Below are 26,734 nucleotides of genomic sequence, written 5' to 3'. Positions count from 1 at the left end.
TAAGATAAAAGCTTTTATTAAATAGTCAGGATCACCAGCTCAATTCATAACTGCTTAGCGCTTCGGGTGTCCGAGTTAAGTGAAAATACAAACATCGTTTCACTACCTTCAAAATCAGATGCTGTAGGGGTTATTCAAAGCCTCCAATAGAGGCCCAAGACATGCCACAATCGTAGGCAAGGTTATCTTAAAAAATGCCGGAGAGTCGCTCTGCGCAGTGCTTCAGATCTTTACACAAAGAAAAGTTGGTAAAAGCGACCCAGTTAAATACCTAAGAGACATCAACTGGCAAGACCTTGGAAAACAATCTGCCACGGAAGTTAAAAACATCGTCAAAGGCCTACGCGATTCACTTGATGACATGTCTACTAGTTGGCACTACGACCTACTACTTCCAGACGCCGCCATCGAAGGCATGCAAGCCACGGTAAAACGTTTCAGTTTATAGGGAGTTTCCGGTATGGATGAGGCAGCAAGGGTTGCGTTGAGAACAATGGGCCCTACCACCCAAATGAATATAGAATTAGAACGGTGTAAGTAAGGAGGTTAGAATAATGACCAAACAATTTGAAATAGATGAAGATTTCGAGTGGTTTCTTGAAAAATTTGAAGAGCCTACTGAAAAAAATCAAGCCCCAGCAGAAATAATAAAAAAGTTTGAAGGTAAACTACCTACTAGATTATTAGAATATTGGAGTGAATACGGATTTTCTGGTTTCGGGGAAGGACTTTTTTGGTTAACTAATCCCGATGATTTTGAAGATACCTTAGATGCATGGCTTGGAGATATAGGTATCATCGAGCAAGACACATATTATGTAATTGCTCGCAGTGCTTTTGGAGAGCTATTCTTATGGGGAGAGAAATTTGGACATAAATATCTAATCGACCCATCTCACGGTTGGATTATAGAGAAAGAAGGTAATGCCGAAGACATAGCAGTTGGAGAAGAAAACGATGCCATACAGTTTTTCTTTGGTGCAAAAAGGCCAACATCGCTGGATATAAATGATACGAGTGGAGGCTTACTTTTTGAGAAATGTAAACTTCGATTCTCTCAATTAAAATATAACGAAATGTATGCTTTTGAACCCGCTTTTTTTCTTGGTGGGCAGCCTACCATTGACAATGTCAGTAAAGTAAATATTTTCGCCCATCTAAGTGTATTAGCATCATTTGGTCAGAAAGAAATACTAGACCAACAAGGGCTTATAGCTAAGGCTTATTCATAATAAATGCTCCTGTTATTAAAGTAGCAAATAAAAACTACTTAACTCCTTACCACTAAAAACACTTACTTATTAATTGAAAATGCGATGATGATTAACTTTGAACTCATCGCTAATCAAATTGACGTAAGCGCCAAACAAAATATCACCCTTAAGGCCGATCGCAGTGTTATCCAAAGTGATATAACACTCAAGGCAGACAACAACCTCACCATCACCATCACCGGAATTGGTTTAGTCTTTATAAGCGGGTGATGCCACTAGCACAAAACACTAGACATAACGAAGCGGTAAAGCCAGCCAAAGCACTAACCAAATGATATGGGGATCCGGGCTAATAGATCGGTTTCTCCCATATCAATACCAATCTGGCTGAGTAATGTCGTTATTTGCCCTCTATGGTGCGTCTGATGATTAAATAAATGATGCACTAAAAAACCAAACTTGCGAGAAAAGGTTTTACCTTGTGTGTTTTTGTAGTGTAAATCGGCGGCAAGCGCCTCCTCAGTGACTTCATTCGCAAACTCAATAATCACCTTATCCATTTCCGCCCTTTCCTGTCTCAACGCTGCAAAATCTTCATACAGCATCGCATCAAGTTTTGTCGGCAGTGGCATCGTTGCTACAACGTTCAGTGCTTCAAAATGATAGCTATGCTTTGTATAGCGCTTAAGCCAAATAATATCGGCAACAAGAATATGGTTTAACGAGCCCATGATGGAGCCAAAAAAAGCCCCTCGATCTTGATGTAATTCCGTGGCGCTCAATCCCGAAACAACTTCATATAACTTTTCGTTCATCCAGCGATTGTAATCCGCCATTAATTCAAAGTTTGCTTTCATCTAAATATTCCCTGTTCCCGTAAAAATTGACTAACCTCAACTTAGCGGCATTGGCTAGGTTAAAAAATACAAATATTTGAAGTTGAAAACAATCAATTTTATTGAACACTTCAATCTTAACTATCAATTATACAAATCAAAATGCGCACGGCATAATGGCTACATCAACTTAAGAAGGAAAGCAAAATGTTAAAGAATATTGAAGGTCAACGCGTACCACAGGTTACATTCCCAATTAGAGAAAATGAAGAGTGGAAGCACGTCACCACCGATGAAATTTTTAAAGGTAAAACTGTAGTTGTATTTTCTTTGCCTGGTGCCTTTACACCAACTTGTTCGTCTACGCACTTACCGCGCTATAACGAGCTTGCTAGCGTATTTAAACAAAATGGTGTCGACGAAATCGTGTGTTTATCCGTTAATGATACGTTTGTAATGAACGCATGGGCACAGTACCAAGAAGCGCAGAATATTACACTACTACCTGACGGTAACGGCGAATTCACTGACGGCATGGGCATGTTAGTTGATAAAAACGATTTAGGTTTTGGCAAACGCAGCTGGCGTTATTCAATGCTGGTAAAAGATGGTGTGATTGACAAAATGTTTATCGAACCAGAAAAGCCTGGCGACCCGTTTGAGGTATCAGACGCAGATACTATGCTGGAGTACATTAACCCGCGCCAAATCAAACCAGAGCCGGTTACCGTTATTAGCAAGATTGGCTGTCCATTCTGTGAAAAAGCCAAAGCCTTGCTAAAAGAAAAAGGACTGGCATATGAAGAGCTGGTACTTGGCCAACAGGCATCGCTAACCAGCCTTAAAGCGCTGTCTGGTCGCGAAACCGTGCCGCAAGTATTTATCGGCGGTAAACACATCGGTGGCTCAGACGATTTAGCTGAATATTTCGCTTAATCACTCATCCCCCACAACATGACTTGGTGAACTTGCTCACCAAGTCAAAATGTTCCCCCTCAACACAACACGATGGCTAATAACTGACTGTCATGGGGGAGTATACCAATTTATCTTAATACTTGCTCAATTTGAAGGAGCAAATCTGACGCTAACTGCGTTAAAAATTTCTCATTTAGAACAACTAAATAGCAAAATTTTTGCCTGGCTATCGACAAGATTTTCTCGCCTCAAATAGACCTCTTAATTAAGTAAATTGGTATCACACTTTCTGATTTCGGAGCAAAAAATGAAAAAGATAAACACCGACGTAGTCGTGATTGGTGCGGGAACAGCGGGTCTCAGCGCCTATAGAAATGCCAAAAAATATACCTCAGAAGTACTGATGATTGAGTCTGGCGTATACGGCACAACGTGCGCACGGGTTGGTTGCATGCCAAGCAAGTTACTGATTGCCGCAGCTGAAGCCGCACATCAAATTGAAGTCGCACCTAAATTTGGTATTAATGTAAAACCCGCTGAAATTGACGGTAAAGCGGTTATGGCGAGAGTCAAACGTGAGCGAGATCGCTTCGTTGGCTTTGTCGTCGAAGCTGTAGACGAATTGCCTCTGCAGGATAAACTACGCGGCAGTGCAAAATTTATCAACAGCCATACGGTACAGTTGGACGACCACACTCAGATCACAGCCAAACGTTTTGTTATCGCTACAGGTTCAAGACCTAGCTACCCTGGTGCGTTTAATAATTTTGGCGACCGTTTAGTCATTAACGATAACGTTTTTGACTGGGATGACTTGCCTGACTCAGTTGCCGTATTTGGCCCCGGCGTGATCGGCTTAGAACTAGGTCAAGCGCTACACCGACTTGGCGTAAAGGTCAAAGTATTTGGTGTCGGCGGTGGCCTTGGACCACTAACCGATCCAATCGTCAAAGACTATGCCACCACGGTGTTCAGTGATGAGTTTTACCTCGACACAGATGCCAAAGTATCAGATATGAAACAGGTCGGTGACAAAGCCGAGCTTACCTACATTGACAAACAAGGGAAACCACAAACCGAGCAGTTTGACTATGTGTTGGCAGCCACTGGTCGTGTGCCCAATGTTGATAACCTTGGGCTAGAAAATACCACGCTTGAACTTGATGACCGAGGCGTACCGCTAGCCGACCCACATACCATGCAATGTCTTGATGGCTCAGGGAACGCCCCGATTTTTATTGCAGGTGATGCCAGCAATCAGATCCCGCTTCTACATGAAGCCGCAGATCAAGGCACGATTGCAGGTGAAAATGCCGGTCGTTTCCCTGATGTGAGAGTAGGACTACGCCGTGCAAAGCTTGCGGCGGTATTTAGCGACCCACAAATTGCGATGGTTGGAGCAAGTTATAAAGAGCTGGAAAAGCAATATGGCAATTGCGGCTGCTTTGCCATCGGAGAGGTAAGCTTTGAAAACCAAGGCCGCAGCCGCGTGATGTTAAAAAACAAAGGCCATATGCGAGTCTACGCTGAGCAAGGCACCGGATTATTCTTAGGTGCCGAATTTGTCGGCCCTGCTGCTGAGCATATAGCGCATTTACTTGCTTGGGCGCTACAAAACAAGATGACCGTGCCGCAAATGCTCGACATGCCTTTCTACCACCCAGTGATAGAAGAAGGCCTAAGAACGGCACTGCGAAATCTAAATGCAAACTTGAAGTTTGGCCCGGATATTATCAAGCACTGCTTGGAGTGTGGTCCTGGCGCTTAACTTATCTCAGTTCAGGCCTCATTGTGAGGCCTGTTTAGTTGCAATTACTCGTATCTTAATGATTTTACAGGTCGCGCTTGTGCGGCAACTAGCGTCAACGAGCCGACCGTTAACCAAGCAATTGCAAACGCTAAACTTGCTGCAATCAAAAATGGCACGATTGAAAGGTCAATACGATAGACAAAGTTGTTTAACCACTGCTGCATCACAAAGTACGCAAGCGGCCACGCTATCAGGTTTGCGATCATCACTTGCTTTGAGAATTCCTTGTTGATCAATATCACGATATCCATCACCGAAGCACCAAGCACTTTACGCACCCCAATCTCTTTGGTGCGCCTTTTTGTGGTAAAAGAGGCAAGACCAAATAAGCCTAAACACGCAATGAAAATCGCCAGCATAGAGAACAAATTAAACACAATGATTTCTTTGTCTTCCTGGCGATACATCTGCTCAAACTTAGTTTGTAGATAAGTCAGTTCCATTTCTTGTTCTGGTACTAGCTTGCGCCAAGTGGCCTCTATAAAGTCGCGAGTTTGCGCTGTATCACCTTTAAATTTTATCGCCATCGAATTGCCTTCATTCTCTCTTAGCAAGTGATACGTTGGGCTTATCTCTGTTTTAAGTGAAGAAAAATAGTAGTTTTGCGTCACCCCGATGATAGTCGCCATAGCGCTTGAATGCCGAGTTAATCGTACTTCAAATGTTTTACCAACAGCCTCATCAGCACTAAATCCTAAACTCTGCGCTGCCTTTTCATTAATCACAACCGAAAAACGCGGATTTGGCTCAGCCGCACTCGGCATCGCAAACTTATCGGCAGGAAAATCGCGACTAAATCCTCGGCCACTCAGTAACTTAATGTTGTAGCTGCTAAAATAATCTTCATCTACTGCCAATGTCGGCATGGTCTGCGACAATTGTGTTTTTGGATTAACCATCCCAAAAGCATCGACAATGGTCTCTGTTGGTACTGCTGAACTTGCTGTCACACTGACAATATTTGGGTGAGAGAGCAGTTGTGTTTTTAATGCGCTACGCTGTTGACTGGCGATATCTGTATAAAGACGGCTCAGCACAAAAGTATTGTCTTTGTCATAACCGAGTTCTATGGCTCTGGCGTACTTTAGTTGCTGGTTAGATACCGTGGTGGCGATAATAAGCACCACGGCGACACTAAATTGAAATACCACCAGCCCTTTACGCAGCAGCGCGCCAGATTTACCCTGTGTCACTTCTCCTTTAAGCACTTTAGCAGGTTTAAAGCGGCTTAGATAAAAGGCAGGGTATGCGCCTGAGATTAAGCCAACGAATAACCCTAACAGCAACAGCGTAGTCAACACTAACGGCTCTGAATAGAAGTCAAAACTGAGCGGCTTGCCGATAAAGCTCGCAAACAAGGGCAAACCAGCTTCAACCAGCGCCACAGCAATGATCAACGCGATATAACTCAACATCATCGCCTCAACCACAAACTGCATAACTAAATGCTGCTGTTTAGCGCCTAATGTCTTACGTACTCCCACTTCCTTTGCGCGCTTGGTTGCTGTGGCAGTCGACAAATTCATAAAGTTAACACACGCAATAAAGAGAATAAGCGCTGAAATAACACTAAACGAATAAACGGTATTGATATCACCATTTTCTTTCATTTCACCATACTGATGTGAGTGAAGGTAAATATCGGTGACAGGCATTAATTCAAAGCCAAGGGTGTCGCTAGTTCCCGGGCCATAATGATTTTCTAAATAACTTGGGATTTTTGCTTCAACATCTTCACCGGTTACCCCATCCGCTAATTTAACGTAGGTGAAATAGTTAAAACTTGGGTCACGCTGCCAGCTGTTATCACCATAATAAGTGGTGGCCGTTGCCATACTGATGAGCGCAAAGACATTTAAATGGGTGCGCAGTGGCAAGTCTTTTATCACGGCACTGACCTTTAACGGTAGTTTTCCTGCCCCAAGTAAAGATTCTCCAACAACATTCGTGCGACCAAAATGGAGCATTGCAGCTGCTTGGGTTAAAACAATAGTGTTGGGAGCCTCGAGTGCCGACTGACGCTCTCCGTCAATTACATCTAAGGAGAAAAAATCGACAAAGTTGGGATCAGCGAGTAATACACCATCATGAAGAAAACTTTCCTTGCCTTGCCCAAGCGCGACACTCACTTCTCGAAAGCGAGTAGCATCTACCACTTCTTCAAAGTGTGCTTGATAGTTTTCAGCGTTAAATACTTGCCCTTGCGCATAGTATTGTTCAGGCGCACTTGGCGGCATCCATTTTACAGACGAGCGATAGATTTGCTCATGATCCTTAATAAACTTGTCGTAACCCAGCTCAGATTCAACAAAGATAGCCATACTGATACAAATAGCTAAACCAATCGCCAAACCCAAAATATTGATTGTTGAGTAGAGTTTTTGTTGCAGCAAGCTGCGGTACGCGATTAACAAGTAATTTTTAAGCACAGCGAACCTCCTGCATTTGACTCGAAACAATATGGCCATCCAAAACATGGATCGTGCGATGCGCGTAATTTGCATGGTGATCTGAGTGCGTCACCATGACTATCGTTACCCCTTCTTGGTTAAGCTGTGCTAACAGCCCCATGACTTCTTCACCATTTTTTGAGTCAAGATTACCGGTTGGTTCATCCGCAAGAATCATTTTTGGCTTTGCGACAATGGCACGCCCAACTGCAACTCTTTGCTGTTGACCACCTGAAAGTTGCTGTGGGTAATGATCTTTGCGATGCGCAATATTCACTTTTTCCAGCACGGCTGTCACACGCAGTGCTCGTTCGGCTTTAGAGATCCCCTGATAAATAAGCGGAAGCTCAACGTTCTCATACACAGTGAGCTCATCAATAAGGTTAAAACTTTGGAAGATAAAGCCAATATTGTCTTTACGAATATCAGCAAGCTGACCTTCACTTAACTGGCTGATGTCCTTGCCATCAAAAACATACTCGCCACCATCAATATGGTCTAGCATGCCGATGATATTAAGTAAGGTAGACTTACCTGACCCTGACTGTCCCATGATAGCAACGAACTCGCCACGCTCTACGGTCACCGTGACATCCTCAAGGGCGTAAGTCTCAACCAGCTCAGTACGAAAAACTTTATTTATTTTAGTTAGATGTAACATATTCTTTTGCCTTTTAATTCTATTAACGAGTCAAACTGACCGACTGCATGTCTTTAAAGCTGCTGTAACTTGAAGTGATCACTCGGTCGCCGACTGCCAGCCCATCAAGTACTTCAATATATTTGTTGTTACGCTCGCCAAAAGTCACCGATTTCTTCACCGCCACTTGGCTGCCCTGCTCTAGTACAAATACCCACTTGCCAGCGGTATCTTGATAAAATCCACCATTTGGTATTAAAGTCGCGGCTTTCGCATCTGCTAATAACAACTCCAACTGCAAACTTTGACCTCTACGAATGTCGCTGGGCAGCACACCATTAAAAGTTAAATCCACTTCAAAGCGACCATTTGACACTTCGGCATAGACCTTTGCGAGCGTTAGCTCATACGGCTTACCCTGCAGTGTTAACCTTGCGGTTTGTCCCGCATACACGCGGCCTAGGTAAAATTCATCAATTTGGGCCGACACTTTATATTCAGACACAATATCCACTTGCCCTAAACGTGAGCCTCTCGCCTTTGACGCGCCTAGTTCCGCGTCTAGCGCAGTCAATTGACCATCCATAGGCGCTTTGATAATTAGATTTTCAAGATTTTTACGCGCAAAACCTAAGTTTTTATTAAGCTGCTCGACGCTATCTTCTAGCTGTGCAATTTGTGCCGTACGGATTTTTTCATCTTGTTGCTGCTGCTCAATAATTAACTTGCGGCGGTTTTTTAGATACTCAGTTTCATCTTCGGCCGCTTGTAGCTCATCTTTTGAAACTAAATTCCCGCTACCAAGGCGCTTGAACTGCGCAAGCTTTCGCTCACTTTGACTTACCTGAAAATCTAGCTCTAATAGGTTTCGTTTTAAGTTTAAACGGTTTTGATCTATCGCTAAGCGGGTATTGTGTAGGTTATTTAGCTGCTCTGAGATCTGCGCCTCACGGGAGATCACATCCAGCTGCAAACTGGTGTTGCTCAGTGCGAGCAGTTTGTCACCCTTTTTAACCATCGCACCTTCTTCGACGAAACGCGCTTCGACTCGTCCACCTTCGATGGCATCTAGATACACAGACTTACTCGGCATAATGCTGCCTCTAAGCGGAATAAGATCATGAAACTCGCCCTTTGTCACTGTACTTATCTTGACTTTATCCATCGCCAGATTAACACGATCCCCGCTGCTACTCGCTGCACTATCAAATGCAAAATACGCTACCACGATGACAGGTAGCACCAGCCACCACAGCTGAAATCTTTTGTTAGGTGTTATTTTTCTGTCCATTTTGTCACTCTCTTGAGTTTAGGTTAGCCTAATAACTCAAGTTGCATGCCAAAATAAAAAACAAATAAAAATCAAAAACATAAAATAGTTCTATGGAATAATGGAACAAAAGAGTGTAAAAAAATTAAACACCTAGTGTACGATATCGTACAGTTTGATGAGGAAAGGAAATGTAATGACTATCAGCGATAAGGCAATTTTAGTTGTCGACGACAACAGCGAAATTCTCGTCGCCACGAGAATGTTGCTCAAACAATATTACAAAAAAGTCGTGACGCTAGAGAGTCCCCATGATATCGCTAAAACAATGTCAGCACAGGACTTTGCACTGATATTGCTCGACATGAACTTTACTCGAGAATCAACCTCCGGTGCCGAAGGATTCTACTGGCTAAAACAAATAAAAGCCTTAAACGAAGATGCCGTGGTTGTACTCTTCACCGCCTATGGCGACCTAACGATGGCGGTGGATGCGATCAAACTTGGCGCCAACGATTTTGTCCTCAAGCCTTGGCAAAATGAAAAGCTACTTGCAACGGTTGCCAATTGCATCGAGTTGAGCGAACAACGGCAAAAGTCCAAGAAGCTCACGCAAATCGCACAAATCTCAATGGCAGCGCAAAACAAACCATTCGAGCATTTAATTGCTTCGAGTCCAGCAATGGAGCAAGTTTTTCAAACCATAGAAAAGGCTGCTAAAACCGATGCCAACGTCTTAATCTTAGGCGAAAGCGGCACAGGTAAAGAAGTCGTTGCCAGAGAGCTACATAAACAGTCTTTACGAAAAGACAATACTTTCATGTCTGTCGATATGGGCACGATCGCCAGCTCTTTGTTCGAAAGTGAATTGTTTGGCCATATGAAAGGCGCATTTACAGATGCGAAAGCCAATAAGCCAGGTCGCTTTGAACTTGCAGAATCCGGAACTTTGTTTTTGGATGAAATAGCCAATATTCCGCTCGAGTTACAGGGAAAGTTACTTACTGCGATCCAAAATCGAGTGGTTACGCCAGTCGGAGGCAGCAAACAAATAGAGGTTGATCTGCGCCTTATCACCGCAACCAATATGAATTTGTATGGCATGGTGCGCGAAGGCAGTTTTCGTCAGGACTTGTTATACCGCATTAATACCGTAGAGCTCACACTTCCCGCACTACGAGATAGACCCCAAGATATTCCGCTACTTATTGAGTTTTATGCTGATCTATACAGCAAAAAATACAAGCTCCAGTGCAAAACGGTCACCGACAAAATGATGGCTGATTTAGTCAAGTATCAATGGCCCGGTAACATCCGAGAATTACAACACTTGGTTGAACGCGCTGTTATTTTATCTGACTCAACCCAATTGCAGTTTCAGCTCACCAGTCCAGGGGCAAGCTCTGAGGAGAACGCGGGATTTCTTGACACCTATAATCTCGCAGAAATAGAGCAGCACACCATAGAGCGGGCGGTTCGAGACTTTAAAGGAAATATCAGCCATGCGGCTAAAGCGCTTGGGATCACTCGAGCGTCACTGTACCGTAAAATGGAGAAGTATGATGTGGAATAATAGCCTCGTTCGCATGGCCATTTTTCAACTCGCAGCCATTTTATTCGCCACACTTGGTATATTGGGTTTTCTCCACAGCTACGTCTTTTTGTTTAGTGGGTTATTCATTGCGATTGCAGTGCTATTCACAGTGCTGTCTATTGCCACACTGCAAAGACAAAAACAACAATTCGAAGAGGTGTTTACTGCGCTCAAGTATCAAGATGGCAGCTTTAGAATTGATAATAAGCACCCAATAAGTAAGCAAGCACTTACAATCTGTAACGAGCTTATTCAGAAAGCTCAGCAAGATAAAACCAAGCAGGCAGAGCTCGTCACCACATACGAAACCATGCTGCAACACATAGAAGCAGGTCTGATCCTTATCAAAAATGGCCACACCATTTTGATTTGTAATAACAGCGCAAAGCAATTGTTGGATATTCGCGGCGCAGAGTCTGGACACTCACTACTTGCAGCACACCCAGAGCTTGAACAAGCCAAAGTAGGTAGCCACATCGCCAAAGACTTACTATTTAAATATTTTACGTTTTCCAATCAAGGTAATCAGTACCAACTTTGGCTTTTCACCGCGATTTCAGAGCAGCTAGAGAGCACCCAAATCGAGTCTTGGCAAAAGCTGATCCGCGTGCTTATCCATGAAATAGGAAACTCCGTCGCACCGATTTATTCACTCTCCAATACGCTAGTTAATATCACCAATAATCAGCTAGCTGAAGCGGTGACAGACCAAGAGCTCGTTGAAGACTACCTACAAAGCCTGCAAGCAATTGGTATTAGAAGCCAGTCTTTACTTGGCTTTATTGATAACTACAGAAAGCTCACGCATATTCCTGAACTTGACCTCCAACCGCTTGCGGTACAGACTTTATTTGACGACATTACACCGCTGATAAAACGCGACTTTAGGGACGCCAATATCACTCTACACTTTGACGTGACGCCCGCTGCGCTGAGCATTAATGTTGATAGAAAGATGATAGAACAAGTGCTGCTCAATCTACTAAATAACGCCAAAGATGCCATGAAACATAACAACCAAGAAAAAGTAGTGACTGTATCAGCAACGATTAATCGCTACGGCAAATGTGAGATCAACGTCGCTGATAACGGGGAAGGAATAGAACCCAGCGCACTTGATAAAATATTCGTACCATTTTTTACCACAAAACCTCATGGCTCAGGAATTGGACTTGCACTCAGCCAACAAATTATCCATCGCCACAAAGGGCGGATCAGCGCAACCTCTGAAGTAGGAAAAGGGAGCTGCTTTAGTGTCTTGCTTTAGTGCTGTTCTTTTTGTTAAAGAAAAATAGCAACAACAAGGAATTAGTCATGAAACTTCCACTTATCGATAACGCCGAGGCAGAGTATATTCCAGCGTTTCTTACCAAGGCAGAAAGCCACTCACTGTATCAGTGGTTAATCAAGCACTGTGATTTATCTCAGCCTGAAATCATCACCTTGCCTAACGGTGAAAATACAGAGATTAGACCCTGGAAAATGATGTTTGTAGAGCCAAGGCTCGAAGATCCAGCGGTATTTCCTAGCTATCATGGTAGACGCCAAACTTGGCCTGATTTGATTGCATCAATACAGCAGCGATTACAGACTCAAATAGGTATCGAATTTAGCGTCTGTGTCTGTATTTTTTATCCAGATGGTGAGGAGTATATGGACTTTCACAGTGATCTGTCCGCATTTGGGCCAACTAATGTTATCGCTTCTCTGAGCTTAGGTGCCGAGCGCTTGTTTCAAGTTCGTCATCAAGAAAATCCCGATGAGCAATTTGAACAGCAGCTAGAAGACGGTTCGTTATTCATCATGGGAAATGGCTTTCAAACGCAGTTCCAACATGCCGTACCTCCTGCACCTAAAGAGATTGGTGCTAGATTCAATCTGACCTTTAGGCAGTTTGCTTGGCCCAATATTACGTAGGTGAACGATGAAAGTGGGGTTTTATCAATTTGCAGTCAACTATGGCGACCCTCAATGCAACTGGACAACCATAGAAAAAACCTTATCAAAGGCTGACTTTGATCTCATCGTCTTACCCGAATTATGTACTTCAGGTAGCCTCTTTCTTTGCCATACTCATATGGAGGAAATGGCAGAGGAGTTATCCGACAGCACGACTATCAGCCTGCTTCAATCTATCGCACAACAACAACACGGTACTATCATCGCTGGCATCATTGAGAAGGCAGGCTGTGAGCACTTTAATAGTGCGGCTATAGTGGGTCCAGAAGGGATTGTTGGCGTACATCGTAAGGTTTTTTTAGCACCGCCCGATAAGCGCTTTTTTCAATCAGGTAATGCATTCAAAGTGCACGAAGTAATGGGTATTAAAGTGGGTATTTTATTATGTTACGACATCTGGTTTGAAGAGGGGCTGATGCAACTCACCGAGCAGGGCGTACAGCTCATTGTGAACCCTTCAAATTATTGTGGCGAAGACAGCCTTGATACCATAATAAAACAAGCCAAGAAGTATAAAGTCCATATTATTTCAGCCAATCGCCTAGGAATGGACCACAGCAATGGCACGGGAATTCAATTTATCGGCCAAAGCCTTCTTGTGAACCCTAATGGCGAGGTACTTATACTCGGTGATGCAAAGGAGCAGCTTATCACAACCGAAATAGACTGCTTTGCCCCGTCATAAAGGTAACGAGAATTATCACCGTCAGGAGCTGCTCAATTTTGGTTTTGCATCCACTGCAATTCTTGATATTATCGCAACTCGTTGGGGAGTAGCCTGCTTCCAATGCTCGGAAGAGTTCGTATCAACATAATTGGCCAAAATGCCATGGTGCGGACACCTCTCGGTTGGCGAGACCATCGATATATCCATGCCTGTGGTCGGGCGTGTGGATGTATCGTGGACTCAAATCGCCCGACCGGAGCAATGTAAATGAATTTCGTCACCCTGCTACTGTTAGCATACGCCATGTCTACCGATGCGTTTGCCGCGGCAATCGGTAAAGGCGCCAGCCTAAAATCACCTCGGCTTACCGAAGCCATAAAAATCGGCCTTATTTTTGGGATTATTGAAGCCAGTACACCGCTAATTGGCTGGTTAATAGGACAATCTGCAGCTGGCTATGTCGAGGCTTGGGATCATTGGATTGCGTTTATCTTATTGTTAGGACTTGGCGCTCATATAATTTATGAGAGCCTTAAGGGTGACGATGATGCACCAACGCAACACGCAAAGCAGCCTTGGTTAAAAACCATTATCACAGCGTTTGGCACTAGCATTGATGCGATGGCTGTCGGTGTCAGTCTCGCATTTGTTGATGTGAATATATGGCTCGCCGCTGCGCTCATTGGCCTTGCCACCACCATGATGGTAACAATTGGCGTGATGATTGGGCATTCGGCAGGAAAGTTTCTTGGTAGTCGAGCTGAAATCTTTGGTGGGGTGATCTTAATCTGTGTGGGAACTTGGTTGCTATATAGCCATCTTTCGATTTAATCTGACTCGCAAAAAGAGCGGTATATTTACCGCTCGCTTACTTATCCCTTTGCGTTAGGGCTAATGGCTTTTAAGCCTTTTTAATCGCTTTTTTCAGCTTTTTGATTTTCGCTTCATGCTTTTCAATCTTTGCTTTACGCGCTTTCAGCTCTTTTTTAAGCGCTTTAACATCGCCTTTCTTCGCCATAACTAATCTCCTTTGGTTGTTTTGCGAACACCTACTACCATAGCAAAGTGACTAACAATATCAAACTACACCTGCGCTACTGCGTTACCTGCAATCTAATAGTGGTAATTTTGACCAAATACTATTTTGTACAACTAAATATTAGTAAATAAATAGAGTAAGTTGATATTAAAAAACACTAACCACTTGTTTTATAAATAATTTAATGTTGGCTTGGTTGTTGCTACTCTAACCACAAATCAAGAGAACGGAACCAACCATATGTCTGTGCCATTAAAAGATAGGCCTCTCGAATCCGTCAGGGAAGAGGTGATTGACCAGTTAATTCTAAATTACAGCCACGGTGAGCTTTCGGCTGATGCATTCGAGAGACGATTGGATAAAGCATACGACCTGAACGAACAAGAACAAATTGCAGCACTTAGTGCTGATTTACCGCTCAAGTCGGATGCAAGATATCACAGCGAAAAAGCCGCTCGTTTGGGTCCAAAATTTACCTCAAGCGTAGATGGTGCTGAGGCGATAAGCGTTACCTCTATACTTAGTTCCAACCATCGCAGTGGCGAGTGGGTCGTACCTAAAGAGATCCACCTAAAAAACTACCTTGGCAGCTTGGAACTAGATTTTAGTAACGCAATTTTTAGTCACCCTGAAGTACATATTTATATAGATTGCATTTTAGGCAGTGACGAAATCTTTGTACCAGACACAGTCGATGTCGTCACCGATATTCGTAATATTATGGGTTCAGTAGAAAACACAAGAAATACGCTTGCATCTGCAGGGCAGGTGAAACAGCGTCCACGCATTTATATTCACGGCAGAATGATTTTGGGTAGCATTGAAGTTAGTGTAAAGCGCTCGATGAAAGCGCAAATAAAGCAATTTGCCGACGGCCTTAAATCCCTATTTGGTGACGGCACGAAATCCAAAAGCTAAAGCTTAATAAAAAACCCCTTGGTTCAGGGGTTTTTTATTATCCAAATAGCAGAGTAAACTTTTTACTTCTCTACCGGAAAGCCTCTATCACGCATTAGCGCCTCAACTTCAGCGTCACGGCCTCTAAACTTGCGATACGCTTCTGCTGGATCCATTGAGTTGCGAACTGAGAATAGGTAATCCACTAAACGCTGTGCAACGTCTTTGTCGTAGAAGCCACCTGGCGCTTCAGCAAACGCTTCTGCTGCATCAGAAGTTAATACCTCAGCCCACAGGTAACCGTAGTAACCCGCTGAATAACCTTCACCTGAGAATACGTGACCAAAGTGAGTTGTACGATGGCGCATCACTACCTCGTCCGGCATGCCAAGCGCACCTAACTGAGACTTTTCGAATGCAACAGGGTCGCCAATCTTGTCAGGATCTGTGGTATGGAAAAGCATATCCATGATAGCCGATCCAAGGTATTCAGTCGTCGCGAAACCTTGGTTAAAGGTTGCTGACTTCTTGATTTTCTCGATTAGCGCTTTAGGCATAGGTTTGCCTGTTTTATAGTGAACTAAGTAACGATTGATCACTTCGTCCGTTGCCAACCAACGCTCCAATAGCTGAGATTGGAACTCAGTGTAGTCGCGCACACCAGAGTTTGAACTTGGGTACTTCACGTTTGATGAAAGCGCATGCAGCGCGTGACCAAACTCATGGAAATAGGTTTCTGCATCTGACCAAGAAATTAAGGTCGCTTCACCTTCAGGTGCTTTCACAAAGTTGGAGTTGTTTGAGCTAAGCACATTTGTTTTACCATCAAATGTTGTATGGCTACGATATGATATGGCCCACGCACCAGAGCGTTTACCTTTACGTGCGAACGGGTCTAAATACCAAAGGCCGATATTATCACCGGTGGTTTTGTCTGTTACTTCCCATACACGAACGTCAGGGTGGAACACTGGTACTGAGCCCTTAGGCACTTCGGTGAACTCAAAGTTAAACAAACGGCCTGCAACATAGAACATTGCTTCGCGCAGATTATCTAGCTGTAAATAGGCTTTCACTTCGTTTGAATCCAATTGATATTTAGCTTGGCGAACCTTCTCGGCGTAGAAACGGTAATCCCATGGCTTGATGGTGATATCGGCGCCTTCTTTGTCGGCGATCGCTTGCATGTCAGCAACTTCTTCTTTCACGCGGGCAATTGCTGCTGGCCACACTTTTTTCATCAGCGCCATCGCGTTTTCAGGCTTTTTCGCCATGCGGTCTTCAAGACGCCACTGCGCGTAATTATCGTAACCCAGTAAGTTAACGCGCTCATGTCTAAGCGTTAAGATGTCAGAGATAATCGCTTTGTTGTCGTACTCACCACCGTTGTTGCCTCGGTTATAATAGTTGTTCCATACTTTCTCGCGTAACTCACGCTCTGTTGAGTAGGTTAAAAATGGATCCATTGAAGAGCGAGAGTTTGTAATCGCATACATATCCGCCTTGCCGCGTGCTTTTGCAGCAGCCGCTGCCGATGCAACAAACGACTCGGGCAAACCTGACAACTGCGCTTTAGTGAGGTAAACCACGTAGTTTTCTTCATCTGCAAGGACGTTATTTGCAAACTTAGTATGTAGCTTTGATAGCTCAAGATTGATGTCTGCGTAACGCTTAGCTTCTTCACCTTTTAGCGTCGCACCATTGCGAGCAAAGCCGTTATAACGCATCCAAGTGATACGCTGCTCTTCAGCAGTTAACTTTTTATATTCAGCGCCTTCATATACTGCTTTTACGCGTTCAAAAAGCGCTTGGTTTTGGGTAATTTTAGAGCTGAACTCTGAAAACTTAGGCACAACTCGCGATTGGATTTCTCTAAACTCTGGGCTTGAAATGTTTGCACTCCAAAGACCATAGTAGGTAAAAACGCGATCCAAAGCGGCCCCCGCTCTTTCTAGTGCAACAATGGTGTTCTCAAAAGTTGGCTTAGCTGGATTATTGGCTATTGCTTCAATTTCTTTCAAATTATCAGCCATACCAATTTCAAGCGCAGTTTCTAAATCTTCAAGCTTCATTTTGTCAAAATGAGGAACGCCTTGATAAGGACCTGAAAACTCCTGTAAAAGCACGTTATCATATTGCTTACTTTGCAGTGATTTTACTGGTTCTTGGCTTTGGTCTGCAGTGCCCGCACAACCCGCAAGGGCTAAACATACGGCTGCACTTAATAATGTGATGGAAGGTTTGAACATTTTGTTTCATCGCTTGTTGTTATCGTGGGTAAGATATTACGGATCGCCTCTAAAAGTGCAATCGCTTTGCGGGAGAAACAAGGTTCTCTGCGATGGAGCAGAAAAGCTAGAGTTCATAGTAGCTTAAAGACACTAAAACGACAGTGAGTAGAGTTTTTTCATGGGTTGTTACAATTTACCTTGAAAATTTAACTAAAATCAGCCAAGTTAGTAAAAAACTGATCTGTGAGAAAAAATGATGGAAGTTGGTATTTTTATCTATGACGGTGCGGAATGTTTAGATTTTTGTGGTCCGTTTGAGGTATTCAACACCGCAAAGCGATTTATCGAAACGCCGATTAACGTCAGCCTTGTCGCGCCAAGTCATGTTCCTGTTACCTCGCGTGGCGGCATGAGTGTAAACCCCCATTACAGTATTTACTCGCATCCAAAGTTTGATTTGCTCATCGTAGTCGGCGGACTTCATCACCAAATTTGCGGAGATCACAACGTACTTAATTGGCTTGCAGAAACAGCGAATCATACCTCTCAGTGCGCATCTGTTTGTACAGGTGTGTTTTTATATGCCGAAGCAGGCCTTATTGATGGCAAGCGAGTCACCACCCACTGGCAGGATATCGACGATTTGAGAGAGCAATATCCCTCTTTAGAAGTCGTTGAGGATGTAAGATTTATGATGGATCAGAATTTTACTAGCTCAGCGGGTATTTCGGCAGGTATCGATATGAGTTTAGAGCTGGTGAAAAAACGCTTTGGGCAATCTGTTGCAAGAAAAACCGCAACCCAAATGGATTATGACTGGCCTAGAAGTTAATAATGGTGAATAACCTCACCATTATTAACGTTACCATGCGAATAACTATTCACTACTGCTACCCATAAGCTCTAGCTCACTCACACGTTTTTTCGCAAATACGACGACTTTTTCGTATTCACTTTGCGCTTGTTCCAAGTGTGATTTACACTGCCCAGCTTGGTGTTCACGCGCATAAGTCTCTATTTTATCAAGCAGATCAAAGAGTGCTTCTGCGGCTAAATCACCAGCTTGACCTTTAAGTGCATGGCTGTATTTTGCCGATGCGTCGCAATTACTATTTTTGATACTCAATCTAAGCTGTTGCATTTGATTTTCAGAGTCGTTCAAGAATAAGGTGTACACCTTTTTAAGTAATTCTTCGTCCCCAGAGAGGCGCTCAAGCACGTCAGCTTCGTTTATCGGCATGCCCGTTTGCTCTTCTGCCACGCTTTCAAACGATTGAGTGAGCAAAGAGTCATCATCCTTAGCATGCACACCTAGCGCATCTAGCACGTCAAATAACTGTTCAACGACCACAGGTTTCGTCACAAACTCATCCATTCCTGCATTGAGACAACGTTCTTTTTCACCCGCAAGGGCGCTGGCAGTCATCGCAATAATGATCGCATCTTTATACTTATCACCACCTTGACCTTGACGGATCGCTCTTGTGGCCTGATACCCATCCATTCCTGGCATATTACAGTCCATAAAGATAGCATCAAAATCTACCTCTTGATGCTCAAATGAAAGCAGTTTATTCACAGCATCTTGACCATCAACGGCAAAACTCACCTTAGCCCCTTGTCCTTCCAAAATGCCTTTTGCCACAATCCGGTTGATTTGATTATCGTCTACCACCAAGATGTGACAGCCCGCGACCAAGTTACCACTTAACGCGACTGTCTCACCTGACTTCTTCAAGCTAGGCTGTAATCGAATTGCCTTATTTAAGTCAAATAGCGCGACAAATTCTCCAACCCGAAGAGGTGAAGAAATATGCACTATGTTATCAGCATCGTTAATACACTGAAGCTCATCCCCCACTAAAATAAGTTTTTCAAAGTGATTTTGAGCTGACTTCACTTGAATATAATCTTGCTCATTGGTAATGATGTATATATCACTCTGCGTCTCTTTCTCAACGTACTTACCACCGCATTTAGCGATAAGCTTAGCGATAGTGTCTGACTCCAATTTAGTTTTACTGAACACAGAGACTGTTTTACCGGCCAATACTTCAGGCACGTTGATGGGCTTAGTTTGCGTACTAGAAAACGGTAATTCAAACCAAAACTTGCTGCCTTTAAACTTTTCACTCTCAAAGTGAATATGGCCGAGCATCTTTTCGACTAACTGCTGACAAATAGAGAGTCCAAGGCCTGTCCCACCAAACTCGTTCGAGGTATTAGCGGATTCTTGACTAAACGATTGAAATAGCTTGTTATGATTGGCCTTCTCAATTCCAACCCCAGTGTCTTCCACAGTGACTTTAAGCCATACCGTGTCGTCTAACTGTTCGGTGGTAACGGTCAACTTCACATGACCTTTTTTAGTAAATTTAATTGCGTTACTAAGGAGGTTATAAATTATTTGTTTAACGCGCGCCGCATCACCGCACAGTTCAATATGCGCTAAACCAGTTTGGTCCAAAATATAAGTGATACCCTGTTCTTTGGCTTTCGCCGACATAGATAGCGCGACATGCTCAATGACAGAGAGCGGGTTGAACGGCTCATTATCAATGTCCAGCTTACCCGCTTCTATCTTCGACAAGTCCAGTACATCGTTAATTAACGACAAAAGCGTAGTCGAGCTCGTTTCCATCATTTCTAGGTACTTATGTTGGTGCTTAGTAACGGGCTCTTTTCTCACCAAGTTTAGTGATCCTAAAATACCATTGAGAGGCGTCCTCATTTCATGGCTGATAGTGGAAATAAATGCACTTTTCACTTCTGACGCTTTCGCTGCTTTATCCCGAGCGTCCACCAGCTCTTTGGTGCGCTCCTTCACCTCTTGCTCTAGTCGTTCATTTGCACCAACTAACTGTGCTTCCGCTTCTTTTTTCGCAGTGATGTCTTCAACGAATAGTGCGACCCCCTGAATGCGCCCGTTTCCTGCATAGATTGGAGATAAACTAAGTGAAAGCCAGATGTTCTCATGAGCATTCAAGTCTAGTTGTAATGACTTAGACTCCACCACTTCGCCCTGTAAAACCATATTGGCATAGTGAAATAAAAACTGATGCACAGCCTCTGGCAAAAACTGTGGGTTGTTACCTAAACGACTGTTATTCAGCTGCTTAAAGAAACGCTGTGCCGACTCATTAAAGCTGGTGAGCTTTAAGCTGTTATCAAAGCCAAGCACACCATCTGATGCACCATCTAAAATCGCCTTAAACTCTGCTCGCGTTGAATCGAGCGCACGTAAACTATGGGTATATTGCCAAAATGCAAAAAAGACTAGAGCGAATACACCGCAGGCAATCGCGAGTAAAACATAGGTGGTTAATCGTTTTTCATTGAGGCTTTGCTGATAAACAGCAAAAGGGATAAGATTAACGAGCTTAACTTCTAAGTTGTTAAAGTTAGCCCCTTCAACCTTGCTAATGAGCGCAAGAAACTGGTCTCCCGTTGACTTTTCTTCCACCAGTTGGATTTTATTGGACCATGGCGTCACGCGATATAATGTTTGAAAGTTGATTTCGGGGTTTATATCTTTGCTGTATCGTAGCGAAAATTCAGGATGATAAATAAACGAGTCATCTGCACCTAAGAGCATCACTTTTTGCATACTAGGCACTTGAGAGACAATTCTCTCTATCATCTTTTCAGCATTGGTATTAATTACCAATATACCAAATAATTCGTTATCTATATCGTAAGTCGGTAAAGTAAAACGTTTGGTTGGTTGAAAAGGCGTGACGACTTGTCCGTGCTCGCGATTTAAGTTGATAGTTGTGGAATAGATAGTACGTTCTGGCAGTTGCAGTGCTTGAACGTAATAGTCGTGCTTACTTTTATCTTGTAATTTGCTATCAGGGACCGTGATCACTTGGCCTAGTTGCCGCTCAACCCTAACCATCTCAACGCCTGTATGGGCGTCAAGTAGGCGGATCTGATTAATGCCTTCATACGAATATAACATTGACCTAAAAATCGTGCTTAGTCGTGCCCGCCAAACATCAAGCGGCGTGTTTTCTTGAGGGTCGATACCATCGTTTTTTTCCGCTCTGGCGATACCCTGAATTGGCGGGGTATCTAGCAGAAAATAAAGAAACCGGCGGTTATCGTCTATCTCTCCCAAGTAAATATTGTTTTGTGCCGAATGTACCTGCTCCAAGCGCTGATAAAAGCCCTCGTTCAGGTCACGATGGATACTGTTTTCAAAATATAAGATGGCACTCACCATCACGGCGAGCAGCAGTACAATAGCGCCCTTAGCAATATTGGAAGAAGACACATTTTCTCCTTGGACAGTGGCCTGACTGTTAGGCATAAAGACCTAAAATGCGTTTGCACTTAAGCACAAGGAGCAGCTATAAGCAAACGCATTATTAAATCTAGTCCAAATAGAAACAAAGACAAAGATTAGTTACCCTGCACGCGGAGGTTATTTACAACGTGATGCCTTTACGGTTATGAAAACGGTGATAATCAATGCTTGGCCCTTCTGGTACTACTTGGGTTGGATTGATCATCGTATGGCTAAAGTAGTAGTGCCTTTTAATGTGGTAAAAATCAACCGTATCTGCAATACCTTGATGTTGATATAAGTCACGCACATAGGCAGAAATATTGGGGTAATTTTCGATTTGCTTAATATTGCACTTGAAGTGACCATGGTACACGCTGTCGAAACGGATGAGAGTCGTAAATAATCGCCAGTCGGCTTCCGTTAATTGTCCTTTCACAAGATAACGTTGCGCAGCGAGTCTTGCTTCGAGCTTATCTAGCGCGTTAAATAACGCGCTTACCGCATTGTGATAAGCATCTTGGGTTGTCGCAAACCCGGCCTTATATACGCCATTGTTGATGTTGTGATAAACAAAGTCGTTTATTTCATCGATTTCATGCTGTAGCGCCTCTGGGTAATAATCAGTGTCGTTTCCCGTTATCTGATTAAAAGCACGATTAAACATACGAATGATTTCACTCGATTCGTTGCTCACGATTTGCTCCGTTTGTTTATCCCAAAGGACTGGCACCGTGACTCGACCCGAATAATTTGGGTCGTTTTTCGTATACAGCTGATGCATAAAGCTGAGCTGATACCGGCTATCACCGACTTCTGGACGCTGACTGGTAAAGCACCAACCTTGGTCTAACATATCAGGGTCTACAATCGATACATCAATATGCGCCTCTAAATGTTTAAGCTGTCGGAAAATGAGCGTTCTATGAGCCCAAGGACACGCAAGGGAAACATACAAATGGTAGCGTCCGGACTCTGCTTTAAAGCCCCCTTTACCCGTTGGCCCCGCACTGCCGTCTTTTGTTACCCAATTTCTTAGTTTTGCAGACTCACGCTCAAACTTGCCTTGGCTACTTTTTGTGTCATACCACTTATCGTGCCATTGACCGGCAATTAATAATCCCATGTAAACCCCCTATACAATATCGCCGAAGCGTCCTTGTTGATAATCTCTTACCGCTTGATGAAGCTCCTCTTGGGTATTCATCACAAATGGTCCCATATGCGCTATTTTTTCATTAATCGGCTGCCCTGCAAGGATCAAAAAGCCAACATCATCCGTCGCGAGGAGAGCGAGGTTTTGACTTGGGTCAAGCTCAAGCAACGTTTGCTCCCCATAGTTTTCAAATCTGCCCGAATGAATGTAGATCATCACCTTGCCGAACTGAGCCAGTTCAAGGTGCAATTGACTTCCCGCAGTTAGGGTCACATCTGCAAGTGCTCCCTCCCCTGCAAGAGACTGTAATGATGATGTAAGTACTTCGCCCTCCACTTGCCATGCGCCCGCCAGTGCTTTGAAATAACCTGCTTTTGCTATCGCTTTTTGTGGTGCAGGGTGCTCAGTTGTATCTTGATATCTAGGCGCTCGCATTTTGTCTTTTGCTGGCATATTTAACCAAATTTGAAAGCCATGCATGCCCTCTTCGTCACTTAGCGGCATTTCTGAATGCACCACACCACGCCCGGTACTCATCCACTGCACATCACCGCTGCGAATGGCTTTGACATTACCCATTTGATCTCTATGCTCAAAGCCGCCTTTACGAATATAGGTAAAGGTTTCAATGCCTCGGTGTGGGTGCGGTGGGAAGCCAGCCATAAAGTCACTGCGATTATCTGATTTCAATTCATCAATCATGAGATAAGGATCTAGGGCCTGTTGACCTTTGCTGTTTGACTTTTGTTCTCCTGAGTGTGTTTTGGTCGCGACGCTCGACTTGCCGCCTAGTAATCTAGGCAAAAGTTGAGCAACAATGAACAAAGCGCACTCAGGTGAACCCAAAGGGCAGCGCTTAATTGGCATTTCTACTGTGTTATCGCCTGACTCACATAGAATAACTATGCTACGCCGGCTCTGCCTTGTATAAATACCAATCAAACTGCTGCAAAAACAAACTTGAAAGATAAACAGGCCCTAACTCTTGCCGTCAAATCCAGCGATGCGGTTAATATTTACGCCAGCACCATCTTGTGTTGCCTGTGCTTTGTTCGTTCGGATAATTTTCATAATAGCTCTCGGGTTAACCTGAACTTGGGATAATAAGTTCAGCGCAATTATTTAATAGTTAGCCTACCAAACCTGCGCGAGAATAAAATTAGTCAAATTTGGCTATTTCGTTCTATTACATCGAATGATTATTCCCATCTATTACAGCGCGCGGTCATACTGGTCAGAACAGTCTTTAACATTGCTCGCATCTAACAATTTTTAACAGTATTTACACAATTATCTGACAAGCTTGTGGAGCTACAATTTAACCCTTAATAGGAGCAAAGGATGAGGTCCCTAAGTTTATTGTTTGCGCTGGCACTACTTGCGGCGTGTAGTTCAACAAGTCCGGTAAGCGTAAATACGGTTGCAGGTCCCCCAACGAATCTTACGGTTGAGATCACTGATGTGACCAATACCGATGGTCAAATGCTAGTACTGCTATTTGACAACAGCGCTGACTACCACAGCGATAAAAATGTGAATGATCCAGACGCTCACTTTTTTCGCAAGCTGATTGTCACACCGCAAACTCCTACCACGACGGTCACTTTTGAAGGCGTGCCTGCTGGCCAGTATGCGATCCACGTGATCCATGACGAAGATGGTGATGGCGGCATGGATCGGATGATCTTCCCATTTACCGGCATGCCAAGTGAGCCTTATGCGCTGTCGAATAACATTCACGATAGCTTTTCAAAAGGAGATTTTGAAGAGGCTTTGTTTACTGTAAAGGCCCCTGACACTAAGATCCAACTTGCCCTCTCTACGCATTTATCAAAAATGACAGGGCTGTAATGCTGAATACTCACAGGTGTTGCAATGCCTGTGAGTTCTCTTTTTAAGTTCTGACATTTGTCATTTTATTTTCTGACAACCCTCACTCACGCTTCATCTTACAGCAACGCATACTGCAAATCGTACAGTTCAGTAGGAGCGAAGACGGTGAGCAATGCCATTGAGTTATCAAATATCAGTTTTGCATACAACAATACTAAGCCAATATTAGCAGACCTAAACCTTACGCTTGAACAGGGTAAGGTATATTCCATTCTTGGTCCAAATGGCGCAGGAAAAACCACTCTGATCAATATAATGCTTGGCAGACTAAGACCCACTTCAGGAAGAGTTTCCGTTCTTGGCCATCAGCCTGAGTCTGATTTTTGCCGCCAACGCGTGGGTGCCATGATGCAGTTAGGCGGACTACCTCTACAAACCAAGATGAAGGAGTTTCTGGCGTTATTTGCAAGTTACCATCAAGCCCCAATTCCATTGGAGCGGTTAATTTCCCTCTGCCAATTAGCACCATTTTTAGAACAAACTTTCGATACGTTATCTGGAGGTCAAAAGCAACGACTGTTTATGGCAATTGCACTAGCAGGCAATCCCGACATTGTTTTTTTGGATGAACCTAGTGTTGGTATGGATGTAGAGTCAAGACAGCAACTGTGGCAGGCCGTACGGACGTTAAAACAACAAAATAAAACAGTACTCCTTACCACACACTATCTTCACGAGGCAGAAGCATTAGCGGATGAATTATTAGTTTTAAAAGAAGGAAAATGTACCAAACTTAACGACATACCAGAGCTTGCCAACACCTATCGTCGCTCACAAATCAAGTTTACCAGCGACCTGTCTGCTGCTGCACTGGTTAACGCACTTCCCATGATAGATCTGAATGTTAAAGGCGATCAGTTCACTATCTTGACGGACGAGCCAAACCATATTTTGCAGCAGTTATTAGAGAAATTTTCTATCCGCAATTTATATGTAGCCCCAATGAGCCTCGAAGAAGCTTATTTATCCCTAATGAATGCTAGGAGCGCTTAACCATGATAAACACAGCATCCTTTATACTAGAAAGCAAAACTGAGCTTTTGAGCACATTTAGAAGTAAGGGTTTTGTGATCCCAGCCACCCTATTTCCTTGCTTGTTTTATCTTTTCTTCGGCGTGGTGTTCAGTCATCATGACTCCCATAACTATATGTATATCAATTATTTGATTTTTGGCATGATAGGACCTGCGCTATTTTCCTTTGGCGTTAACGTCGCCCTTGAAAAGCAAAATGGTTGGCTGATGCTCAAGCAGCTCTCTCCCGTTTCTCCCTATCAGTATCTGCTCGCAAAATGTGTGAGTGCGACGGCTTTTTCATTGCTCGTAGCCTGCTTAATGAGCTTGCTGGCATTATTTTCTGGCGTGTCTTTAAGTTTAGCTCAATGGTTACTCGTGATTGCCATTGCCCTGCTCGGCACCTTACCTTTGTGTATGTTAGGGCTGTTAGTTGGGCTGTCAGTGTCAGCAAAAGCAGCACCTGCAGTGGTTAATTTAGTTTACCTACCACTCTCATTGCTTTCTGGCCTGTGGCTACCTATCACGCTATTTCCTGAAGCAATGCAATGGTTTGCTTGGCTGTTGCCAACTTTCCATATTTCTCAGTTGGCGCTTTCGACCATTGATGCCACCTTGGGTTTTCCAGTTTACCTCCATGCGGCCGTCCTAATTACACAAACACTAGCATTATTTTTTGTCGCACAAATTAAATTTAAAAAGGCTTAACAGGACTACCAAAAGCGCACGGTCCCAACCCTGTGCGCTTTTATTTTGTAATTACTTAACCTGAGGTTTGGATAAGGAATGTTCCAACTCATTGTTGCTAAAGCACAACTTAGTTTTTTCCTTGTCTAGCCAGAGAGTTTTAGGGAAAACA

The 26,734-nt window shown here is 43.6% G+C and carries 23 protein-coding genes and 1 riboswitch; of the genes, 15 read left to right on the top strand and 8 right to left on the bottom strand.

What is annotated here, in order from left to right:
• Positions 1 to 217: 217 nt before the first annotated feature.
• The 3 genes from CTT31_RS21860 to CTT31_RS21850 all read left to right on the top strand — a co-directional run bounded on the left by CTT31_RS21860 (position 218) and on the right by CTT31_RS21850 (position 1,484).
• Complete coding sequence (locus CTT31_RS21860) at positions 218 to 448, top strand: hypothetical protein (RefSeq protein ID WP_249122343.1); 231 nt, start codon at positions 218 to 220, stop codon at positions 446 to 448.
• A 106-nt stretch (positions 449 to 554) separates the two neighbouring features.
• Positions 555 to 1,232 (top strand): GAD-like domain-containing protein, encoded by a 678-nt coding sequence (locus CTT31_RS21855; RefSeq protein ID WP_260492532.1) that lies wholly within the window; start codon positions 555 to 557, stop codon positions 1,230 to 1,232.
• A gap of 84 nt (positions 1,233 to 1,316) precedes the next feature.
• Positions 1,317 to 1,484, top strand: coding sequence for a hypothetical protein (locus CTT31_RS21850; protein ID WP_211857512.1), 168 nt, complete (start codon positions 1,317 to 1,319; stop codon positions 1,482 to 1,484).
• A gap of 53 nt (positions 1,485 to 1,537) precedes the next feature.
• Here the strand turns inward: CTT31_RS21850 and CTT31_RS21845 are convergent, their stop codons facing one another.
• Positions 1,538 to 2,071, bottom strand: a complete 534-nt coding sequence (locus CTT31_RS21845; protein WP_260492531.1) for a DinB family protein — start codon at positions 2,069 to 2,071, stop codon at positions 1,538 to 1,540.
• Positions 2,072 to 2,257: 186 nt separating this feature from the next.
• Between CTT31_RS21845 and CTT31_RS21840 the strand changes: the two genes are divergently transcribed.
• Positions 2,258 to 2,986 (top strand): glutathione peroxidase, encoded by a 729-nt coding sequence (locus CTT31_RS21840; protein ID WP_010605622.1) that lies wholly within the window; start codon positions 2,258 to 2,260, stop codon positions 2,984 to 2,986.
• A gap of 289 nt (positions 2,987 to 3,275) precedes the next feature.
• On the top strand, positions 3,276 to 4,736 hold the full coding sequence (locus tag CTT31_RS21835; RefSeq protein WP_039495470.1) for a dihydrolipoyl dehydrogenase: 1,461 nt from the start codon (positions 3,276 to 3,278) through the stop codon (positions 4,734 to 4,736).
• Positions 4,737 to 4,780: 44 nt separating this feature from the next.
• Here CTT31_RS21835 and CTT31_RS21830 read toward each other — a convergent pair whose 3' ends face one another.
• The 3 genes from CTT31_RS21830 to CTT31_RS21820 are packed head-to-tail and all read right to left on the bottom strand — an operon-like array spanning position 4,781 to position 9,159.
• A complete protein-coding gene (locus CTT31_RS21830) occupies positions 4,781 to 7,207 on the bottom strand; it encodes an ABC transporter permease (protein ID WP_260492530.1) in 2,427 nt (808 codons plus the stop codon).
• Positions 7,200 to 7,889, bottom strand: coding sequence for an ABC transporter ATP-binding protein (locus CTT31_RS21825; RefSeq protein WP_206473702.1), 690 nt, complete (start codon positions 7,887 to 7,889; stop codon positions 7,200 to 7,202). Before CTT31_RS21825 ends, CTT31_RS21830 begins: the two co-directional genes overlap by 8 nt.
• A 22-nt stretch (positions 7,890 to 7,911) precedes the next feature.
• The gene (locus tag CTT31_RS21820) at positions 7,912 to 9,159 is read right to left on the bottom strand and encodes an efflux RND transporter periplasmic adaptor subunit (RefSeq protein ID WP_260492529.1); all 1,248 of its coding nucleotides are present in this window, start codon (positions 9,157 to 9,159) and stop codon (positions 7,912 to 7,914) included.
• 175 nt (positions 9,160 to 9,334) lie between these two features.
• Between CTT31_RS21820 and CTT31_RS21815 the strand changes: the two genes are divergently transcribed.
• The 6 genes from CTT31_RS21815 (at position 9,335) to CTT31_RS21790 (ending at position 15,315) form a co-directional block, all read left to right on the top strand.
• Positions 9,335 to 10,711, top strand: a complete 1,377-nt coding sequence (locus CTT31_RS21815) for a sigma-54-dependent transcriptional regulator (protein ID WP_260492528.1) — start codon at positions 9,335 to 9,337, stop codon at positions 10,709 to 10,711.
• Positions 10,698 to 11,999, top strand: coding sequence for a sensor histidine kinase (locus CTT31_RS21810; RefSeq protein WP_260492527.1), 1,302 nt, complete (start codon positions 10,698 to 10,700; stop codon positions 11,997 to 11,999). The genes CTT31_RS21815 and CTT31_RS21810 overlap by 14 nt, the downstream gene beginning before the upstream one ends.
• A gap of 47 nt (positions 12,000 to 12,046) precedes the next feature.
• Positions 12,047 to 12,649: an alpha-ketoglutarate-dependent dioxygenase AlkB gene (locus CTT31_RS21805; RefSeq protein ID WP_211856850.1), complete on the top strand. Its 603-nt coding sequence runs from the start codon at positions 12,047 to 12,049 to the stop codon at positions 12,647 to 12,649.
• 7 nt (positions 12,650 to 12,656) lie between these two features.
• Positions 12,657 to 13,376: a nitrilase-related carbon-nitrogen hydrolase gene (locus CTT31_RS21800; protein WP_211856851.1), complete on the top strand. Its 720-nt coding sequence runs from the start codon at positions 12,657 to 12,659 to the stop codon at positions 13,374 to 13,376.
• A 71-nt stretch (positions 13,377 to 13,447) separates the two neighbouring features.
• Positions 13,448 to 13,618: riboswitch (yybP-ykoY riboswitch) on the top strand.
• 7 nt (positions 13,619 to 13,625) lie between these two features.
• Positions 13,626 to 14,189 carry a manganese efflux pump MntP gene (locus CTT31_RS21795; RefSeq protein WP_260492526.1) on the top strand — a complete coding sequence of 188 codons (564 nt, stop codon included), beginning with the start codon at positions 13,626 to 13,628 and terminating at the stop codon, positions 14,187 to 14,189.
• A 448-nt stretch (positions 14,190 to 14,637) separates the two neighbouring features.
• Positions 14,638 to 15,315, top strand: coding sequence for a cell wall-active antibiotics response protein (locus CTT31_RS21790; protein WP_260492525.1), 678 nt, complete (start codon positions 14,638 to 14,640; stop codon positions 15,313 to 15,315).
• Between the two features lie 62 nt (positions 15,316 to 15,377).
• Here CTT31_RS21790 and CTT31_RS21785 read toward each other — a convergent pair whose 3' ends face one another.
• Positions 15,378 to 17,543: a M3 family metallopeptidase gene (locus CTT31_RS21785; protein WP_260492524.1), complete on the bottom strand. Its 2,166-nt coding sequence runs from the start codon at positions 17,541 to 17,543 to the stop codon at positions 15,378 to 15,380.
• A gap of 238 nt (positions 17,544 to 17,781) precedes the next feature.
• Here CTT31_RS21785 and CTT31_RS21780 point away from each other — a divergent pair, with 238 nt between their 5' ends.
• A complete protein-coding gene (locus CTT31_RS21780; protein WP_017216953.1) occupies positions 17,782 to 18,357 on the top strand; it encodes a DJ-1/PfpI family protein in 576 nt (191 codons plus the stop codon).
• A 45-nt stretch (positions 18,358 to 18,402) separates the two neighbouring features.
• Here the strand turns inward: CTT31_RS21780 and CTT31_RS21775 are convergent, their stop codons facing one another.
• The 3 genes from CTT31_RS21775 to CTT31_RS21765 form a co-directional block, all read right to left on the bottom strand.
• The gene (locus CTT31_RS21775) at positions 18,403 to 21,801 is read right to left on the bottom strand and encodes an ATP-binding protein (protein ID WP_260492523.1); all 3,399 of its coding nucleotides are present in this window, start codon (positions 21,799 to 21,801) and stop codon (positions 18,403 to 18,405) included.
• Positions 21,802 to 21,955: 154 nt separating this feature from the next.
• Positions 21,956 to 22,939 carry a glutathione S-transferase family protein gene (locus tag CTT31_RS21770; protein WP_260492522.1) on the bottom strand — a complete coding sequence of 328 codons (984 nt, stop codon included), beginning with the start codon at positions 22,937 to 22,939 and terminating at the stop codon, positions 21,956 to 21,958.
• Positions 22,940 to 22,948: 9 nt separating this feature from the next.
• Complete coding sequence (locus tag CTT31_RS21765) at positions 22,949 to 23,836, bottom strand: pirin family protein (RefSeq protein WP_260492521.1); 888 nt, start codon at positions 23,834 to 23,836, stop codon at positions 22,949 to 22,951.
• Positions 23,837 to 24,310: 474 nt separating this feature from the next.
• Here CTT31_RS21765 and CTT31_RS21760 point away from each other — a divergent pair, with 474 nt between their 5' ends.
• The 3 genes from CTT31_RS21760 (at position 24,311) to CTT31_RS21750 (ending at position 26,583) form a co-directional block, all read left to right on the top strand.
• Complete coding sequence (locus CTT31_RS21760) at positions 24,311 to 24,820, top strand: DUF2141 domain-containing protein (protein WP_010376030.1); 510 nt, start codon at positions 24,311 to 24,313, stop codon at positions 24,818 to 24,820.
• A gap of 147 nt (positions 24,821 to 24,967) precedes the next feature.
• Complete coding sequence (locus CTT31_RS21755; RefSeq protein ID WP_260492520.1) at positions 24,968 to 25,855, top strand: ABC transporter ATP-binding protein; 888 nt, start codon at positions 24,968 to 24,970, stop codon at positions 25,853 to 25,855.
• A 2-nt stretch (positions 25,856 to 25,857) separates the two neighbouring features.
• On the top strand, positions 25,858 to 26,583 hold the full coding sequence (locus tag CTT31_RS21750; RefSeq protein WP_260492519.1) for an ABC transporter permease: 726 nt from the start codon (positions 25,858 to 25,860) through the stop codon (positions 26,581 to 26,583).
• Positions 26,584 to 26,734 lie beyond the last annotated feature (151 nt).

The organism is Pseudoalteromonas maricaloris (genome assembly GCF_024746855.1).
Classification (GTDB): Bacteria; Pseudomonadota; Gammaproteobacteria; order Enterobacterales; family Alteromonadaceae; genus Pseudoalteromonas; species Pseudoalteromonas maricaloris.
Note: the sequence above shows the minus strand (reverse complement) of the source record. Positions and strands in the feature narration are given on the sequence as shown.